The 15,828-nt window shown below is 66.9% G+C and carries 16 protein-coding genes; 8 read left to right on the top strand and 8 right to left on the bottom strand.

Translation table 11 applies throughout. The features are described from left to right. Positions 1-7: 7 nt before the first annotated feature. From CGK74_RS08260 to CGK74_RS08245, 4 genes are read right to left on the bottom strand one after another with little or no spacing between them, the layout of a single operon-like run. Positions 8-667, bottom strand: coding sequence for a site-2 protease family protein (locus CGK74_RS08260; protein WP_094268026.1), 660 nt, complete (start codon positions 665-667; stop codon positions 8-10). 48 nt (positions 668-715) lie between these two features. Then, positions 716-1,348, bottom strand: coding sequence for an L-threonylcarbamoyladenylate synthase (locus tag CGK74_RS08255; protein WP_094268025.1), 633 nt, complete (start codon positions 1,346-1,348; stop codon positions 716-718). Positions 1,349-1,366: 18 nt separating this feature from the next. Further along, complete coding sequence (locus CGK74_RS08250) at positions 1,367-2,245, bottom strand: 3',5'-nucleoside bisphosphate phosphatase (protein ID WP_094268024.1); 879 nt, start codon at positions 2,243-2,245, stop codon at positions 1,367-1,369. Continuing rightward, the gene (locus tag CGK74_RS08245; RefSeq protein ID WP_094268023.1) at positions 2,242-3,123 is read right to left on the bottom strand and encodes an alpha/beta fold hydrolase; all 882 of its coding nucleotides are present in this window, start codon (positions 3,121-3,123) and stop codon (positions 2,242-2,244) included. The genes CGK74_RS08250 and CGK74_RS08245 overlap by 4 nt, the downstream gene beginning before the upstream one ends. A 118-nt stretch (positions 3,124-3,241) precedes the next feature. On the opposite strand from CGK74_RS08245, the gene CGK74_RS08240 reads away from it, so the two are divergent. Continuing rightward, a complete protein-coding gene (locus tag CGK74_RS08240) occupies positions 3,242-3,457 on the top strand; it encodes a hypothetical protein (protein ID WP_094268022.1) in 216 nt (71 codons plus the stop codon). A gap of 24 nt (positions 3,458-3,481) precedes the next feature. On the opposite strand, the gene ylqF is transcribed toward CGK74_RS08240, so the two are convergent. After that, positions 3,482-4,402, bottom strand: a complete 921-nt coding sequence (gene ylqF, locus CGK74_RS08235; protein WP_094268021.1) for a ribosome biogenesis GTPase YlqF — start codon at positions 4,400-4,402, stop codon at positions 3,482-3,484. A gap of 321 nt (positions 4,403-4,723) precedes the next feature. Here ylqF and cspE point away from each other — a divergent pair, with 321 nt between their 5' ends. From cspE to CGK74_RS08210, 5 genes are all read left to right on the top strand, one after another. Continuing rightward, positions 4,724-4,933 (top strand): transcription antiterminator/RNA stability regulator CspE, encoded by a 210-nt coding sequence (cspE, locus tag CGK74_RS08230; protein ID WP_004260632.1) that lies wholly within the window; start codon positions 4,724-4,726, stop codon positions 4,931-4,933. Between the two features lie 208 nt (positions 4,934-5,141). Continuing rightward, positions 5,142-7,187, top strand: coding sequence for a DEAD/DEAH box helicase (locus CGK74_RS08225; protein ID WP_094268020.1), 2,046 nt, complete (start codon positions 5,142-5,144; stop codon positions 7,185-7,187). A gap of 101 nt (positions 7,188-7,288) precedes the next feature. Then, on the top strand, positions 7,289-8,269 hold the full coding sequence (locus CGK74_RS08220) for an ABC transporter substrate-binding protein (protein ID WP_094268019.1): 981 nt from the start codon (positions 7,289-7,291) through the stop codon (positions 8,267-8,269). Continuing rightward, positions 8,266-11,388: an EAL domain-containing protein gene (locus CGK74_RS08215; RefSeq protein WP_094268018.1), complete on the top strand. Its 3,123-nt coding sequence runs from the start codon at positions 8,266-8,268 to the stop codon at positions 11,386-11,388. The genes CGK74_RS08220 and CGK74_RS08215 overlap by 4 nt, the downstream gene beginning before the upstream one ends. 28 nt (positions 11,389-11,416) lie before the next feature. Continuing rightward, positions 11,417-12,298 (top strand): alpha/beta fold hydrolase, encoded by an 882-nt coding sequence (locus CGK74_RS08210; RefSeq protein ID WP_094268017.1) that lies wholly within the window; start codon positions 11,417-11,419, stop codon positions 12,296-12,298. 15 nt (positions 12,299-12,313) lie between these two features. On the opposite strand, the gene CGK74_RS08205 is transcribed toward CGK74_RS08210, so the two are convergent. From CGK74_RS08205 to CGK74_RS08195, 3 genes are all read right to left on the bottom strand, one after another. Beyond that, positions 12,314-12,862 carry a YaeQ family protein gene (locus tag CGK74_RS08205; RefSeq protein ID WP_094268016.1) on the bottom strand — a complete coding sequence of 183 codons (549 nt, stop codon included), beginning with the start codon at positions 12,860-12,862 and terminating at the stop codon, positions 12,314-12,316. Then, positions 12,862-13,632 (bottom strand): hypothetical protein, encoded by a 771-nt coding sequence (locus CGK74_RS08200; RefSeq protein WP_094268015.1) that lies wholly within the window; start codon positions 13,630-13,632, stop codon positions 12,862-12,864. Before CGK74_RS08200 ends, CGK74_RS08205 begins: the two co-directional genes overlap by 1 nt. Positions 13,633-13,715: 83 nt before the next feature. Further along, complete coding sequence (locus tag CGK74_RS08195; RefSeq protein ID WP_094268014.1) at positions 13,716-14,225, bottom strand: HAD domain-containing protein; 510 nt, start codon at positions 14,223-14,225, stop codon at positions 13,716-13,718. Between the two features lie 189 nt (positions 14,226-14,414). Here CGK74_RS08195 and fabI point away from each other — a divergent pair, with 189 nt between their 5' ends. Then, entirely contained in the window at positions 14,415-15,194 is a 780-nt protein-coding gene (gene fabI / locus CGK74_RS08190; RefSeq protein ID WP_094268013.1) for an enoyl-ACP reductase FabI, read from the top strand. Between the two features lie 19 nt (positions 15,195-15,213). Next, positions 15,214-15,810, top strand: coding sequence for a hypothetical protein (locus tag CGK74_RS08185; protein WP_094268012.1), 597 nt, complete (start codon positions 15,214-15,216; stop codon positions 15,808-15,810). Positions 15,811-15,828 lie beyond the last annotated feature (18 nt).

Genomic DNA, 15,828 nt, shown 5'->3' with positions numbered 1-15,828 from the left:
ACGGGCTTCAGATGCCGATCAGCGCGCCCAGCAGAAAGCGGAAACCCGCGATCAGCGGCCACAGGATCGTGCCGAGCACGCCGGTGAACAACAGCACAAGCAGGATCGGGAAGCCGTAGGGCTCGAGGCGTGCGAAGCTCCATGCCAGCCGATGTGGCAGCAGGCTGACGGCGATCCGCCCGCCATCGAGCGGAGGAATCGGCAGTAGGTTGAGCACCATCAGCACCGCATTGATCTGCATGCCGGCGTCGGCCATCTTCATCATTGGCAGGGTATACGCGCCCGGCTCGCCCGCAATGGCGATCCGGAACAGAATCGCCCAACCAATCGCCATCGCGAGGTTGGTGGCCGGACCGGCCGCCGCCACCCAAAGCATGTCGGCCTTGGGATTGCGCAGACGACCGAAATTGACCGGCACCGGCTTCGCCCAACCGAACAGGATCCCGCCCCCGCCGAACAGCGTGCTGAGTGCCAGAATGCCGGCGGGCACCAGTACGGTGCCGACCGGGTCGATGTGGCGCAGCGGATTGAGCGTGATCCGGCCCGCGAGGTCGGCCGTCGGGTCGCCGAAGTGCCGGGCGACATAGCCGTGCGCCGCCTCGTGCAGCGTGATGGCTAGCAACACCGGCAAGGCCCAGATTGCCAGCGTCGAGATCAGTGAGTCCATGGGAACGTCAGCGGGAAAGCGCGCATTCTAGCAGAGCGCTTCCCGCCCTCAGTCGGCCTCGAGGCCGAAGGGTTCGAGCGCGCCGCGCCCTGCCCGCACGAGTTGCGGCGAGCCTGACGTTAGATCAATGACGGTGGTTGCTTCCGGGCCGCAGTAGCCGGCCTCGATCACGAGATCCACCTGCTTCTCGAGCCGCTCCCGGATCTCGTCCGGGTCGGTCAGCGGCAGGTCTTCGCCCGGCAACAGCAACGTGGAAGTAAGCAGCGGGCCGTCAAGTTCGGCCAGCAGCGCCGATACTACGGCATGCTCGGGAATGCGCAGGCCGATCGTCTTGCGCTTGGGATGCAGCACGCGCCGCGGCAACTCCTTCGTACCCTCCAGGATGAAGGTGTAGGGACCTGGCGTGGTCGCCTTCAGCAGCCGGTACTGGCTGTTGTCGACCCGCGCATAGGTCGCGATCTCGGACAGGTCGCGGCACATCAGCGTGAAGTGATGGCGATCGTCGACGCCGCGGATCTTGCGGATGCGCTCGAGCTGGCTCGCATCGCCAACGGCGCACACGAGCGCGTAGGCGGAGTCGGTCGGTAGCACGACGAGGCCGCCACCACGGATGATCTCCGCGGCTTGGCGGATGAGACGCGCCTGGGGTTGCTCGGGATGAAGGGAAAAATACTGGGCCATGGTTCTTGTCTTGTTTTCTCAGATCAGGCGCGACCACACGGGAATGAGGTCGGAGGGCAAGGGATTGCAGCGACCGAGGTCGACCGGGCTTTCCTTCTCGCCGTGGAAATCCGACGCGCGCGACGCGAGCAGCCCGCGCTGGCGGGCCACGGTGGCGAAGCGGCGCATCTCGTCGTCGGTGTGGGCGCCCGACACCACCTCGATGGCCTCGCCACCCGCGGCGGCGAAACGGTCGAGCAAGCGGGTCATGTCCGCCGCCGACAGGCGATAGCGCGCCGGATGCGCGACCACCGCAATGCCGCCGGCGCCGACAATCCAGCCCACCGCGTCTTCCAGCGACGCCCATTCGTGCTCGACGAAGCCAGGTTTGCCGCGCACCAGGTAATGGTCGAACACCGTTCTGACGTCGGGCATCACGCCACTGGCGACGAGGTGACGGGCAAAATGCGCGCGGCTGACGAGCGCCGGGTTGCGCGCGAAACGATGCGCTCCTTCGAGCGCGCCGGCAATGCCGACCGCGGCCAGCGCCTCACTCATGCGCCGCGCCCGCGCGTCACGTCCCGCCCTCACCTGCAGCAGCCCGGCGATGAGACCCGGGTTGCCGGGATCGATGCCGAGCCCGACGATGTGGATGGTCTCGCCGGCGAATGACACCGAGATCTCGACGCCCGGCACGAAACCGATGCCCGATTCCGCAGCGGCCGCAGCCGCGAGCGCCAGTCCGCCGAGCTCGTCATGGTCGGTCAATGCAAGCAGATCGACCCCGTTCGCCTTGGCGCGTCGAACCACCTCGACCGGCTCCAGCCAGCCATCGGAAACGGTGGAATGGCAATGCAGGTCGGCATTCATCGCATGCAGGGCGGCAGGATCGTGCGCGATCGAAAGCGGAGTCGTCATACGTGCTCGGACAGGAAGAAGGTCTCGATGATTCCGGCGAGCACCTCGGGCTGATCGTGGTGCAGGTTGTGACCTGCCGCAGCGACGGTGCGCACATCGATGGTTCCGAAGCAGGCGAAGGCCGCGGCATGGTCCTCGTCGCTGACACCGAAGCGCTCGCGAAGCCGGTCGCCCTCGGGCTCCAGTGCCAGCACCGGCGCGGTGACCCGCCGCCAGCAGGCTTCCGCCTCGGCGCGTCGATACAGGATCGGATTAACCCGGCGATGGGCGGGGTCGCCCGCGATGCGAAAGCCCTCGCCGTCGGCCTGTGCCAGTTCGCGGGCCAGCCACAGCGCCCGCTCAGGCGAAAGACGCGAATTATCCTGCTGCAGGCGCGCCGCCAGCGCGGCGTGGTCGGGATACACCCGCGGTCGCGGGACTTCCGTCAGCTCAAGCAGCCATTTCTGGTACCGCCCCGGCGCCTCGGCCGCAGGACGGTCCGGCAGGCCGAAGGCATCGAGCGCGACGACACCACGGACCCGCGCAGGCCGGATGCCCGCGTACATCAGCGCGACGTTGCCGCCCATACTGTGGCCCACAAGGCGCACCGGCGCCTCGTCCTCGCCCTCGACTACGCGCAGGATGGCATCGAGGTCGGCGAAATAGTCTGGAAACCAGTAGCTGTCGCCGCCGCACCAGGCGCTCTGACCGAAGCCGCGCCAGTCGGGCGCGATCACATGCCAGTCATGCCTGAGCGCATCGACGATGAACTGGAACGAGGCTGACGCATCCATCCAGCCATGCAGCACATAGAGCCGAGGAGCGCCCTTAACGCCCCATTCGCGCAGATGCAGGCGCTGGCCGCGGATGTCGAGGAAACGGGAGCGGGAATTCTTCATCGCCGAATCATAACAAAGCGCCGGCGGTCGCCCCGCCTCCCACCACAGCCTGGCTGCACCGGCACCGGCGAACCACTATGATTGCCGGCGAGCCCCGCTGCCGCCCCTTGCCAACCCAATGACCGCACCGCTGATCGCCGAACTCCGCCGCTGCCCTACCTGCAACCGCTGGGGTGGCTGGCGCGTACTCGAAGCGGACGGGCAGAATGTGCGGCTCGACCCGGAAAACAGCCGCGGCACCTGCAACGAAGGTCCATGGCACGGTTCGCTGCGCGGGCCGCGCAACGCCTGCGGCCAATGGCTGCGCTGGGTTGCGATCGTCGCCGAGGCCTAGCGTCGGCCCCGGCGCTAACGTCCCTTACTCCTCGCCGTCGTCCGGGCTGGCCTGGTCGCCTGCCGACGCCTCGGCGCGCGCAGCATCTGCGACCGCGATCATGCGCGCCCGCGATTCGGGGGTCTCAAGGCTGATGCGACCGAGCACGCCGTCGCGGTAGTCCTGCAGCAGGATCAGCGCCGCCTTCTCCAGATCCAGCCCGCCGCCCTTGACGAGGCAGCCACGCCGACGCCCCACCGCCTCGAGCAGCGCAGGCCCATCGAGCTGGGCCGGATCGATCCGGTAGCGCGCCGCGATCAAGGCCGGATAGCGCTCGAGCAGGATGCCGCCCAGGAAAGTCGCGACCTCCTCGTCGATCACCGCGTTGCGACCGATCGCATGGCTCGCCGCCAGCATGTAGCCGTCCGAATCGTAGTCGATCTTGGGCCACATCATGCCGGGGGTATCGGTCAGCGTCATGCCCGGCCCGAGGTCGAGTGTCTGCTGGTGTTTGGTCACCGCTGGCTCGTCACCCACCTTGGCCACCTTGCGCTTGAGCAAGGCATTCATCAGCGTCGATTTACCGACGTTGGGAATGCCCATGATCATCATCCGCAAGGGCTTCGTGCCGTCATCCCGGTGCGGCGCGAGCTGACGACAGAGCGCCGGCACGCGCGCCGCGTCGGACGGGTTCTTCGCCGAGATCGCCACCGCCTTCACGCCCGGCTGGCGGTTGTAGAAGTCCATCCACGCCTGCGTCGCAGCCGGATCGGCCAGATCGGCCTTGTTCAGCAGCTTCAGGCAGGGGCGGTTACGGAAGCGCCGCAACTCGCCAATCATCGGATTGCTGCTCGCCTCGGGCAGGCGGGCATCGGTCACCTCGATGACGACATCGATGGCCGCCATCGCATCGGCTGCCTTCTTGCGCGCCGAGGCCATGTGACCGGGAAACCACTGTATGGGCATGCTGGATTCACCACGTTGGAACAGCGCGCATTATTCCACCCTCGCGGCAAATTGCGATGTGGAACCCCACGCTCGATCGGGACGGCTTCCCTGGCTCGACGCCACGGAAATGTTTTTTTGCGGTTTCCACGCGAAATAAATTCCCCATGCCCTGGAAACCGTGTATTGTGCGGCTCGCAGTCGATTCAAGCAGTGGTTGTTCTGGTGGTAACCCAGCGTGTTCTACAAGAGCGCGTGCCGGTCTGATTCCTCTGGATTACGTTTCTTGATCGTTCCTGCATTTTGGGGCGCAAGCCCAGTCATTTTTTATATGGAACGCAAATGAGCACTCAAACCGGTACCGTCAAGTGGTTCAACGACGCCAAGGGCTTCGGCTTCATCACCCCGGAAAACGGCGGCGACGACCTGTTCGCCCACTTCTCTGAAATCCAGAGCAAGGGCTTCAAGAGCCTGGCCGAAAACCAGCGCGTCGAATTCGAAGTCAAGACCGGCCCGAAGGGCCTGCAGGCGGCCAACATCCGCCCGCTGTAATCGATCCGACGTCTCCGACGTCCATCGATTCATCCGAAACGCGGCCTTGCGCCGCGTTTTTGCTTTTCCGGCGCCCGCCGCCGATGCAGCCAGCCCGATTCGCCCCGCCGCGGCCACGAGCCGCTTTTTTCGTTTGCCGCGCCGGAATCGCCGATAATTGCGACTTCGCAGCGCTGCTGCACATCGCCGCCACCAAGGCCCGACTGCCATGACCGACTCTGCCCGCACCGAACCCGCCAGCCCCGAGGCTGCCCTGCGCTTCGCCGACCTCGACCTGCCCACGCCCCTCCTTACTGCGCTTGCCGAAGTCGGCTATGAAACGCCGTCGCCCATCCAGGCCGCCTGTATTCCGCAGCTGCTGGCGGGCCGCGACATCCTCGGCGAGGCCCAGACCGGCACCGGCAAGACGGCTGCCTTTGCGCTGCCCATGCTGGCGCGCCTGGATCTTTCCGACACCCGCCCGCAAGTCCTGGTGCTCACCCCCACGCGCGAGTTGGCCATCCAGGTCGCCGAGGCCTTCGCCAAGTACGCCCACCACCTGAAGAACTTCCACGTGCTGCCGATCTACGGCGGTCAGAGCATGGTCGTGCAGTTGCGCCAGCTGTCACGCGGCGCCCAAGTCATCGTCGGCACCCCGGGCCGGGTCATGGACCACCTCGAACGCGAGAGCCTCAGACTCGACGCGCTCAAGGCCATCGTGCTCGACGAGGCCGACGAAATGCTGCGCATGGGCTTCATCGACGACGTCGAGTGGATCCTCGAGCACACGCCGGCCGAACGCCAGACCGCGCTGTTCTCGGCCACGATGCCGAACGTCATCCGCGACGTTGCCCGCCGCCACCTCCGCGAGCCGGAGGAGATCAAGATCCGCGCCACCACCTCGACCGTAGCCAAGATCAGCCAGCGCTACTGGCTGGTGCGCGGAGTGGACAAGCTCGATGCGCTCACCCGCATCCTCGATGCCGAGGAAAGCTTCGACGCCGCCATCGTCTTCGTGCGCACCAAGATTGCCACCGAGGAGCTCGCCGACAAGCTCGCCGCGCGCGGTTACGCCGCCGCCGCCCTCAATGGCGACATGACCCAGGGCTTGCGCGAGCGAGTGATCGAGCAGCTCAAGAACGGTACGCTCGACATCGTCATCGCCACCGACGTCGCTGCACGCGGCATCGACGTGCCGCGCGTTTCGCACGTCATCAACTACGACATCCCCTACGACACCGAAGCCTACGTGCACCGCATCGGCCGCACCGGCCGCGCGGGCCGCGAAGGCGTGGCGATCCTCTTCGTCGCGCCGCGCGAGACGCGCATGCTGAAGATGATCGAGCGTGCCACCCGCCAGCCGATCACCCCGATCGCACTGCCGAGCAGCGAGGAAGTGACCAACCTGCGCGTGGCGCAGTTCAAGCGCCAGGTGGTCGATGCCATCGGCAGCGAGGACCTCGGTTTCTTCATGGGTGTCGTCAACGACCTGGTCGAGGAGAACGAACTCGACATCCACGAAGTCGCTGCCGCACTGACCCTGATTGCCCAGCGCGAACGTCCGCTGCAGATCGAGCAGTCCGGCCGCGGCTGGGATCTGGCGACTGCCGAGCCCGGCAGCGGCGGCCGCGCCCCGCGCGAGGAGCATTTCACCACCGGCGCGCCGCGCGAGCGCACGCCGCGCCCCAACCGCGACGAGATTCTCGCCCGCCGCCGCTCGTTCGCCGACGGCGCGTTGGTGCGCTATCGCATCGAGGTCGGCCGCAACCAGGGCGCGAGCCCGAAGGAGATCGTCGGCGCCATTGCCAACGAAGGCGGGATCGAGGGCAAGTTCATCGGCCAGATCCACCTGTTCGACGACTTCTCGACGGTGGAGCTGCCGGCCAACCTGCCCGAGGATCTGATGGGCATCCTCAAGCGCACGCGCGTGCGGCAGATGGCGCTGAACATCCGCGCCCTGAGCGCAGCCGAGGCCGCCGCCACGCCCGAACGCCGCCGCCCGCCGCGTGACGAAGGCTTCACGGGCGAGCGCCGCGAAGGCGGCTGGAACAAGCAGCCCGGCGCAGAGCGCAGCGACAAGTTCCCGCGCAGCGACAAGCCGCGTGGGAACTGGGAGCGGGACGGCAAGCGCCCGGCCGGCGCGCCGCGCAAGGACGAGCACCCGGCGCCGCGCCGCGACACACGACCGGACTCCGGTGCGCATCACAAGTCGTTCTCGCGGCCGGCCAACGCCCCCTACTCCGCGGGCAAACCGCGCAAGCGCCGCGAGGACTGACAACATGCCCGCCATCGCGCCGGCGTGACAACTCGATCACGGCGGCGCGATGGCGAAGCATCGTATCCTTCGCACCTTTCTGAAACGGACACTCGCAGTCGATGATGCATTCCCGGCGTAGCTTGCTGCGCAACATCGCGGCGGGCCTCATGCTGGGCAGCATGGGTACGCTGGGCGGATGCGCACCGGCGCGACCAATGACAGTGGCAAGCCATGTATGGCCAGGCTACGCGTTCATGTTCCTCGCCCGTGACGAAGGTTGGCTTGACACCAGCCGGGTACAGCTTGTCGAGACACGCTCCGCCACCGCCTCACTGGAGGCGCTCGCCCGCCATGAGGTGGTCGCCGCTGCCCTCACCCTTGACGAAGTGCTGCGCGCGCGCGACCAAGGCCTTCCGCTGACGATCGTGCTGGTATTCGACGTCTCGGTCGGCGCGGACGTGGTGCTTGCGCGCCCGGCCATCTCCTCGCTCACCGACCTGCGCGGCGTGCGCATCGGCGTCGAGGAGGGAGCACTCGGCGGGGTCATACTGGCGCATCTTCTTCGGCATGCCGGCCTTGAGGCCGATGAAGTGGTCCGCGTGCCACTGCGGGTGGACCAGCACCTCGAGGCCTGGCAGCGCGGCACCATCGACGCCCTGATCACCTACGAGCCGGTGACCAGTGCGCTGCTGGCACAGGATGCCCACATCCTGTTCGACAGTCGCCGAATCCCCGACACCATCTTCGACGTGCTGGCCGTGAATCAGGGCTGGCTGGAAGCTCACCGCAAGGCGATCGCTCACCTCATCGCCGTCCATTTCCGCGGCCTGCACGCCCTGCAGCGCAACCCGGGCGACACCGCCTTCCGTCTCGCCCGCCACCTCGGCTTGCCCGGGCAAGCCGTCATGGGCCTCTATCGCGGCCTATCCCTGCCCGGCATCGACGCCAACCGCAGCTATCTCGACCCGCGCGATTCACGTCTGCTTGATGCCGCACGCCGGGTGTCCGACGTCCTGCTGCAGGCCGGACAGCTGCGCGGCCCTGCCTCGCTCGCCGAACTCGCAACGCCCCGCTTCCTGCCGAGCGGAGTGCGGCCATGATACGGCGCTGGCTGCTCCTGCTGCTGATCGCATTGCTCCTGCCCGCACCGGCATGGGCGGCGGAGATCCTCACGCTGGGGGTGCTGAGCTACCGTCCCAAGGACGTGATGCAACGCACCTGGCAGCCCCTTGCCGACTACCTCACGCAGGCCGTGCCCGGCCACGAGGTTCGGCTGCGGGTGCTGAACCCGGCCGAGATGGAGAGCGCGCTGCAGCGCCACGAACTCGATTTCGTTTTCACAAACCCGGCGCACTACATCAACCTGCGCTCCGGCAACCTGCTGTCCGGTGCGCTCGCCACTCTGGTCCGCGCGGAACAGGGCCACATCGTGCCGGCCATCGGCGGCGTGATGATCGTGCGCGAAGATCGCGCCGACATCACCCAGCTGCGCGATCTATACGGCAAACGCGTCGCAACCCCGGCCCCGAGCTACCTCGGAGGCTTCGTGTCGCAGGCATACGAAATCGTCGATGCCGGACTCGATCTCGGCCGCATCCGGTTCGAATCGAGCGCCCAACTGCATGATCGCATCGTCGATGCCGTGCTCAAGGGCGAGGTGGACGCCGGCTTCGTCCGCACCGGCGTGCTGGAGGATCTTGCGCGCGAGGGGCGCACCGAGATCGCTCAGCTACGCATCCTGAACCGCCAGACCCTGCCCGGCTTTCCGTACGCCCTCTCCACCCGCCTGTACCCGGAGTGGCCGCTGGTCGCGCTGCCGCAGGTCAATAGCGAAACAGCGCGACTCATCGCAGCCCGATTGCTCAGCCTAGAGGCGGACGATCCGGCGGCCATCGCCGCCGGCATCCATGGCTTTGCCATCCCGGCGGACTATGGCCCGGTCGAATCGGCAATGCGCAGCCTGCGTGCCCCCCCGTTCGATCAGGTGCCCGAGTTCACCTGGCGGGACGTGCTCGACCGCTATCAGCCGGTCGTCATCTCGCTGCTCGGGACCGGCGCCATCATCCTCATGCTCGCTCTCGGGCTGGCCCGGCGTAACCGCCAGCTCGACCGTTCCAACCGCCAGGCCCGGCATCTTGCGGTGGCGATGAAGCTCGAACGCGAACGCCTGGACAACGTGATTGCCGCCACGCAGGTCGGCACCTGGGAGTGGACAGTTCCGACCGGTGAACTCCAGGTCAACCGGCGCTGGGCGGAAATGCTCGGCTACGCACCCGAGGAGCTGGCGCCGATCACATTCGAGACCTGGCGCAGGCTTGCGCACTCTGACGACCAGATTGCCATCGAGCGCAAGCTGAAAGCCCATTTTGCTGGCGAACTGCCGGGTCTCCGCCACGATCTCAGGATGCGGCACAAGGACGGACACTGGGTATGGATCCATGCCTGCGGCAGCGTCATCACCAGCGCGCGCGACGGCTCGCCGCTGCTGATGGCCGGCACGCACGAGGACATCACCGAGCGCAAGCTGGCCGAGGACGCACTGCGTCTGTCTGCCAGCGTGTTCCAGAACAGCTACGAGGCCATCCTGATCACGGATGCCGATAACTGCATCGTCGACGTCAATCCGTCCTTCACCCGCATCACCGGCTACGCGCGCGAGGACGTGCTGGGGCAGAACCCCTCCATCCTCAGCTCGGGCCGGCAGTCGCGTGAGTTCTATGCGCAGCTGTGGCGCAGCCTCCAGACCACCGACCACTGGCGCGGAGAAGTCTGGAACCGCCGCAAGAACGGCGAGCTTTTCGCGGAGTCGCTGTCCATTACCCGCGTCCTCGACAGCAACGGCCGGCTGATCCACCACGTCGCGGTGTTTTCGGATATCAGCCGCCTGAAGGCACACGCCGAGGAGCTTGACCGCATCGCCCACTTCGACCCGCTGACCGGCGTGCCCAACCGCCGCCTGCTCGAGGACAGGCTGCGGCAGGCGATCGCGCATGCCGATCGCAGCCGCAAGCCGCTGGCGGTGTGCCTGCTCGACCTCGACGGCTTCAAGCCGATCAACGACCAGTACGGCCATGAGGCGGGCGACCAGTTGCTGGTCGAGATCGTCGACCGCCTGCAGTCCATGCTGCGCTCGGTCGACACCGTTGCGCGCCTCGGTGGCGACGAGTTCGTACTCCTGCTCGGCGACCTCGAGAGCCACGGCGTCTTCGACCGCATCCTCGAAGCCGTCAGCCAGCCCGTCCAGTTACGGGACGACAGCGTGGCCGTATCGGCCAGTATCGGCGTCGCGCTGTACCCGGAGGACCCGGTCGACGCCGATACCCTGCTTCGCCATGCGGACCAGGCGATGTACCTCGCCAAGCAGCGCGGGCGCAACTGCGTACAGGTGTTCGACGCCAGCGTCGAGGCCTCGCTGCGCCAGAAGCAGGAGCTGCTGCGGCGGCTGGCGCAGGCGCTCGAGCAGGGCGAGTTCGTGCTTCACTTCCAGCCCAAGGTCGACATGCTCGAGCGCCGGCCAGTGGGCGCGGAAGCACTCTTACGCTGGAACCACCCCGAAGAAGGACTCCGCCCACCCGCCGACTTCCTGCCCGCCCTCGAAGGCAACGAACTCGAGATCGCCCTGGGCGAATGGGTCATCCGCACCGCACTGGAACAAGTGGCAAGCTGGCGTGCGGCAGGCCTCGACCTGCCGGTCGCGGTCAATATCAGCGCGCGCCACCTGCTCAAGGCGAACTTTGTCGCCGACCTCAAGGCGATGCTCGACGAACATCCGGACATCACGCCCGACCGGCTCGAACTAGAGATCGTCGAGTCGACCGCGATCACCGACATGAATGCCGCGCTCGAGGTGCTGACGGCCTGCCGTGCGCTGGGCGTGCAACTCGCCCTCGACGATTTCGGCACCGGATACGCCTCGCTCGCCTACTTCCGCCGCCTGCCTGTCGACCTGCTGAAGATCGACCGCAGCTTCGTACGCGACATGCTTTCCGACGCCGACGACCGGGCGATCGTGCTGAGTGTCGTCCATCTGGCCCAAGCCTTCGACCGCCGCGTCATTGCGGAAGGCGTCGAGACCACGGATCATGCGCAGGCACTGATCGAGATCGGCTGCCGGCTGGGTCAGGGCTACGGCATCGCGCGGCCGATGCCCGCAGCCCACATCCCCGGCTGGATCGCCTGGTACAGCGCGACCGACGACGGGGCTGCGGGCCGCGGTTGACCCCTTCCCCAACGGGATTCCGAATCGAATGCAACTGTTGCCCTGGTCCCACCGCCTCGCCAACGGACACACGCTGCGCGGCCAGCACTCGCCGCCGTCCGGGCGTCCCGTCATCCACTTCCTGCACGGCAACGGCTACTGCAGCCTGACGTATGCACCGATGCTCGCGCGCCTGTCCGAACACTTCGACCTCTTCCTGTCGGATGTGTTGGGCCACGGCGACAGCGACCACGGCGGTCGCTTCCCGGGCTGGAACGCGTGCGCCGAGTTCGCGCTCGAAGCCTGGCAGGCGCATCAGCCGCGCTTCGGTGCCGTCGAGGTCCATGCCGTCGGCCACAGCTTCGGCTCGGTCCTCACCACCCTGATGCTCGCGCGCTCGCGGGGAAGCTTCGCCCGCGCGGTGCTGCTCGACCCGGTACTGTTCCCGCCCGCCATGATCGGACTGATGGCGCTGTCGGATGTGGCTGGTCTTCTCTCGCGCAACGCCCTGGCCCAGCGCGCCCGCAGCCGCCGGCACCACTGGAACAACAGAGAGGAAGCGGCCAGCGGCCTGCGCAACCGCGGCATGTTCAAGGGCTGGCGCGAGGACGCGCTGCAGGCCTATGTGCAGCACGCGCTGCGCGATCATCCGGGCGGCGGTGTCGAACTGAAATGCCGCCCGTCGCGCGAAGCGGAGATCTTCGGCTCGTATCCGCGCCGGCTGTGGACATCGCTGGCCCGCATCAGCACGCCGACGCTTGTGTTGCGCGGCGAGGACACCTACCCCTTCGCCGCCCGCGCAGTGGAGCGCTGGACGCGCAGCAGTCCCGTCGCACGCCGCGAGGTGTTGCCGGGTGGGCACTGCTTCATGCAGGAAGATCCGGATCGCGCAGCCAGGGCCATTTCAGCCTTCCTGCTGGCTACGGACTGACTGGCGCGCCGGACGCTAGACGCGGTCGGCGCCGAGCAGGCTGCGCGGCTCGATCTGCACCGTGTCGCGGCCGTTGGTCACCCACACGTGGCCGTCCTGGATGCTGAACTGCAGGCGCATCGTGCGTTCGGCCAGCTTCGCCAGTTCGCTGCTCACCTCGCGCGAGATCTCGATCACCTTCAGCGTCGGCTGGCGCGAAAGCTTGTCGCGCACGCCCGCCCACCACACCTCGAGCGCCCGACCGTAGGTCAGCACGACAACTTCTGCCGCCCGGCCACACGCCTTGCGCACCCACTTCTCGTCGGGTTGGCCGACGTCTATCCAGCGCTCGATGGCGCCGGTCAGGTCCTTCTGCCACAGGTCGGGCTCGTCATCGACGCACAGCCCCTTGCCGAACGCCAGCGCGGGATCGGCAAACAGCGCAAAAGCCAGCAGGCGCACCATCATGCGTTCGTCCGTCTCGGACGGATGACGTGCGAGCGTCAGGCTGTAGTCGGCATAGTGGCCGCGATCCATGTCCGCGATCTGGATGTCGGCCTTGAAGATCGTCGCCTTCAGCGCCATCAGTGCACCTGCTCGGGCGGACGGTTGGCCTGCTGCCAGGCGATCACGGCACGTGCCGCATGGGCCATCACCAGGTCGCGCTGCGCCGCCGGCAGCTCGCGTGCCAAGGCAGCCAGCAGCGCCTGCGTTGCCTCCTGGCCAATCCCTTCGGCGGCGAGGCCGTCGGCCAGGCAGCGGATCTGTATGAAGGCGAGCGCATCGGCCACCAGGCGCCAGCCGGCGACCGGCATCTCGCGCAGCAGGCCCAGCAATCGGCTGCCGAGCTGGGTCGCGAGCCGCAGGGCCTCGTCGCGATCCTGCGTGGCGATCGACGAATGCCACAGAGCCAGATGGATGCCGCGTCGCAGCTCGACCTTGAAGTCGATGGCGTTCTCCTCAGCACGGCCAATGGCCTCGAACTGCTGCAGGAAGCGCGCCTCGCCCGCCTCGTCCAGGCCGGTACGCAGCGAGCCGATCAGCTCGGTCAGGCCCGGGATCGCGACCAGCTCGAAGGCCTGACTCCACGCCAGCCCCCACTGGTCCATGCCGGTCAGCAGCAAGGCAAGGCGCAACGCCCGCGCCTCGTCGCCAGCGTCTGCCTCCGCCCAGTCGCCCAACTCGCGGCGCAGTTGCTCCACGCCGCGCAGGCGGATCTCGTCAGTCTCGCCTACGCTGAGCCGGAACACGCGTGCAAACGCCTCCTGGGCCAGATGAGCGGCCTGGCGCTGCGTCTGCGCATCAACGCAGGCGGCAAGCGGATCGGGAGCGAGGACGGAGTCGGTCGCAGTCATGAGGGCAGCCGTATCGGGGAAAGGGCGCCCATTGTGCACAGCGTCACCGGGCTAGGCAATCGGCCGCGACGCGGCCGCAGGGCTCAGGCAATGCTGCGCGCCCACAGCGACGGTGAGTCGGACTCGATGCGGTGCTCGCGACCGTCGCGGAAATCCTGAAGCAGACGCCGCAGCGCGCTCGCGTCCTCATCGGTGAAACCGCGCTTGAAATCGGTCAGCAACAGGCGCGAACGGGTCATCCAGTTACCCGGCGCATCATCCAGAGCGCACCAGGCTGCATTGCGATGGTCCGCTTCGTGCTGGGCGAGCCACAGCATCGCCTCGCGTTCGCGCAAACCGTGCAGTTCCGCGCCGTGCTTGGGCAACACATGCGGCGTGGCGCCGACGATGCGCGGACGGATGTCCTCGGAGAACCGCGCCACGAGCTTCTGCATCGAGAACAGCATGCGCCAGTCGGACGCGATCACCACGCGCGCCTCTTCGAATTCGCGCACGACCGCCTCGATGAGCGGCAGGCAGCGAAAATCCTCGACCTCGCCCCAGGGATGGGTGACGCCGTCGAAGTCCATGAAGATGTATGCGTTGCGTGTCATGTTGCACTCTCAATGCCAAATTGGCGTGATGCAGCAGTTCGTGAATGCTGCAATGCAGAATATACTCCAATCGATCCCATCGGCACCTGTCGGTTTCGTCACGAAAAATGCGAAAGATTGTCATCGCCCGATGCTCTGATACAGTTTTGCGCAACGCACAAAAACCCCTTTATTGCGAGGACTGAAAACATGAATCCCATCGTCAATCTGCAGGGCAAGGTCGGGCTCGTCACGGGCATCGCCAACGAGAAGTCGATTTCCACCGGCGTCGCGGAGGCCTGCGCGCAAGCAGGCGCCAAGCTGATCATCACCTACCAGAACGAGAAGACCCGCGCCTTCATCGAGCCGGTCATCCACCGTCTTGGCGTCGAGGACGTGTTCCTGCTCGACGTGACCAAGCAGGAAACCATGGATGCCGCCTTCGCGGAGATCGATGCGCGCTACGGCAAGCTCGACTTCGCGGTGCACAGCATGGCTTTCGCCAAGCGCGACGACCTGCATGGCCGCGTTGTGGACACCTCGGCCGACGGCTTCGCGCTGGCGATGGACGTGTCGACCCATTCCTTCGTTCGCCTCGCCAAGAAGGCCGAACCGCTGCTGGAGAAGGCCGGCGGCGGCGCGCTGGTGACGATGACCTACCTCGGCTCGGAAAAGGTCATCCCCAACTACGGCGTGATGGGCCTGTGCAAGGCCGCCCTCGAGGCGGCGACCCGCTACATGGCGGCCGAACTCGGCGCCAAGGGCATCCGCGTGAATGCCGTGTCGCCCGGCCCGCTGATGACCCGCGCAGCCTCCGGCATCGCCGGCTTCGACGGCCTGATGGCCGCCGCCGTCGAGCGTTCGCCGATGCATGCGCTGGTGACGCCGGAAGACATCGGCGCGCTGACCGCCTTTCTGGTGTCCGACGCCGGCCGCCTGGTGACCGGCGGGGTGCATTTCGTCGACGCCGGCTATAACATCATGGCGTAAGCACAAGGGAGGGGAGCCCATGATCGACCTCGCTGCAGCACGCGCCCGCATTGGTCGTGGCGGCGTGCTGCTGCCGGACCCGGTGCCGGCGCATCCGCTGCTCGACGGCAAGCCGGAGATCGGCCGCGGCGAGTATTCGATCGTGCTCGACAAGGGCGACGGCGAACGGGTCTACAAGATCGTCAGTTCGCCCGCCGACTACTTCCTCTATACCGCCGACGATCGTCCGTGCGGCGAGCACTTCCCGGTCATCTTCGCCGACCACGGCGTCGTCGGCCGTGCCATTTCCGGCTATCCGCTGCACCTGATCGAGATGGAGAAGCTGTATCCGCTCGACCAGGATTCGCCCGCCTCAGACCTCGCGCTGCGCCTGATCGATACCTATTGGTCGGCGTGCGAGCATTGGAGTCGCCTGGGCATGGACATGGGGCGCATCGCCCTGTATCACATGACGGTCAATCCGCTGGCGATGACCGAAAGCATGCAGCAGGCGCTCAAGGCCTTGTCGGACTTCGTCGAGGAGTACCACGTGCTGCCCGACATCCTGAACGCGAACAATCTGATGATGCGCAAGGACGGCACGCTGGTGTTCTCGGACCCCGTCTTCATCGCCTGAGATCTCCGCCGTTTCGGA

This window comes from Thauera propionica (assembly GCF_002245655.1).
Taxonomy (GTDB): domain Bacteria; phylum Pseudomonadota; class Gammaproteobacteria; order Burkholderiales; family Rhodocyclaceae; genus Thauera; species Thauera propionica.
The sequence above is the reverse complement of the archived record's forward strand: the minus strand, read 5'-3'. Positions and strand labels throughout refer to the sequence as shown.

Bases quoted from the DNA above. Each gene is read 5' to 3' on its own strand.
- CGK74_RS08260 (WP_094268026.1), bottom strand. From the start codon at position 667: ATGGACTCACTGATCTCGACGCTGGCAATCTGGGCCTTGCCGGTGTTG.
- CGK74_RS08255 (WP_094268025.1), bottom strand. From the start codon at position 1,348: ATGGCCCAGTATTTTTCCCTTCATCCCGAGCAACCCCAGGCGCGTCTC.
- CGK74_RS08250 (WP_094268024.1), bottom strand. From the start codon at position 2,245: ATGACGACTCCGCTTTCGATCGCGCACGATCCTGCCGCCCTGCATGCG.
- CGK74_RS08245 (WP_094268023.1), bottom strand. From the start codon at position 3,123: ATGAAGAATTCCCGCTCCCGTTTCCTCGACATCCGCGGCCAGCGCCTG.
- CGK74_RS08240 (WP_094268022.1), top strand. From the start codon at position 3,242: ATGACCGCACCGCTGATCGCCGAACTCCGCCGCTGCCCTACCTGCAAC.
- ylqF (WP_094268021.1), bottom strand. From the start codon at position 4,402: ATGCCCATACAGTGGTTTCCCGGTCACATGGCCTCGGCGCGCAAGAAG.
- cspE (WP_004260632.1), top strand. From the start codon at position 4,724: ATGAGCACTCAAACCGGTACCGTCAAGTGGTTCAACGACGCCAAGGGC.
- CGK74_RS08225 (WP_094268020.1), top strand. From the start codon at position 5,142: ATGACCGACTCTGCCCGCACCGAACCCGCCAGCCCCGAGGCTGCCCTG.
- CGK74_RS08220 (WP_094268019.1), top strand. From the start codon at position 7,289: ATGATGCATTCCCGGCGTAGCTTGCTGCGCAACATCGCGGCGGGCCTC.
- CGK74_RS08215 (WP_094268018.1), top strand. From the start codon at position 8,266: ATGATACGGCGCTGGCTGCTCCTGCTGCTGATCGCATTGCTCCTGCCC.
- CGK74_RS08210 (WP_094268017.1), top strand. From the start codon at position 11,417: ATGCAACTGTTGCCCTGGTCCCACCGCCTCGCCAACGGACACACGCTG.
- CGK74_RS08205 (WP_094268016.1), bottom strand. From the start codon at position 12,862: ATGGCGCTGAAGGCGACGATCTTCAAGGCCGACATCCAGATCGCGGAC.
- CGK74_RS08200 (WP_094268015.1), bottom strand. From the start codon at position 13,632: ATGACTGCGACCGACTCCGTCCTCGCTCCCGATCCGCTTGCCGCCTGC.
- CGK74_RS08195 (WP_094268014.1), bottom strand. From the start codon at position 14,225: ATGACACGCAACGCATACATCTTCATGGACTTCGACGGCGTCACCCAT.
- fabI (WP_094268013.1), top strand. From the start codon at position 14,415: ATGAATCCCATCGTCAATCTGCAGGGCAAGGTCGGGCTCGTCACGGGC.
- CGK74_RS08185 (WP_094268012.1), top strand. From the start codon at position 15,214: ATGATCGACCTCGCTGCAGCACGCGCCCGCATTGGTCGTGGCGGCGTG.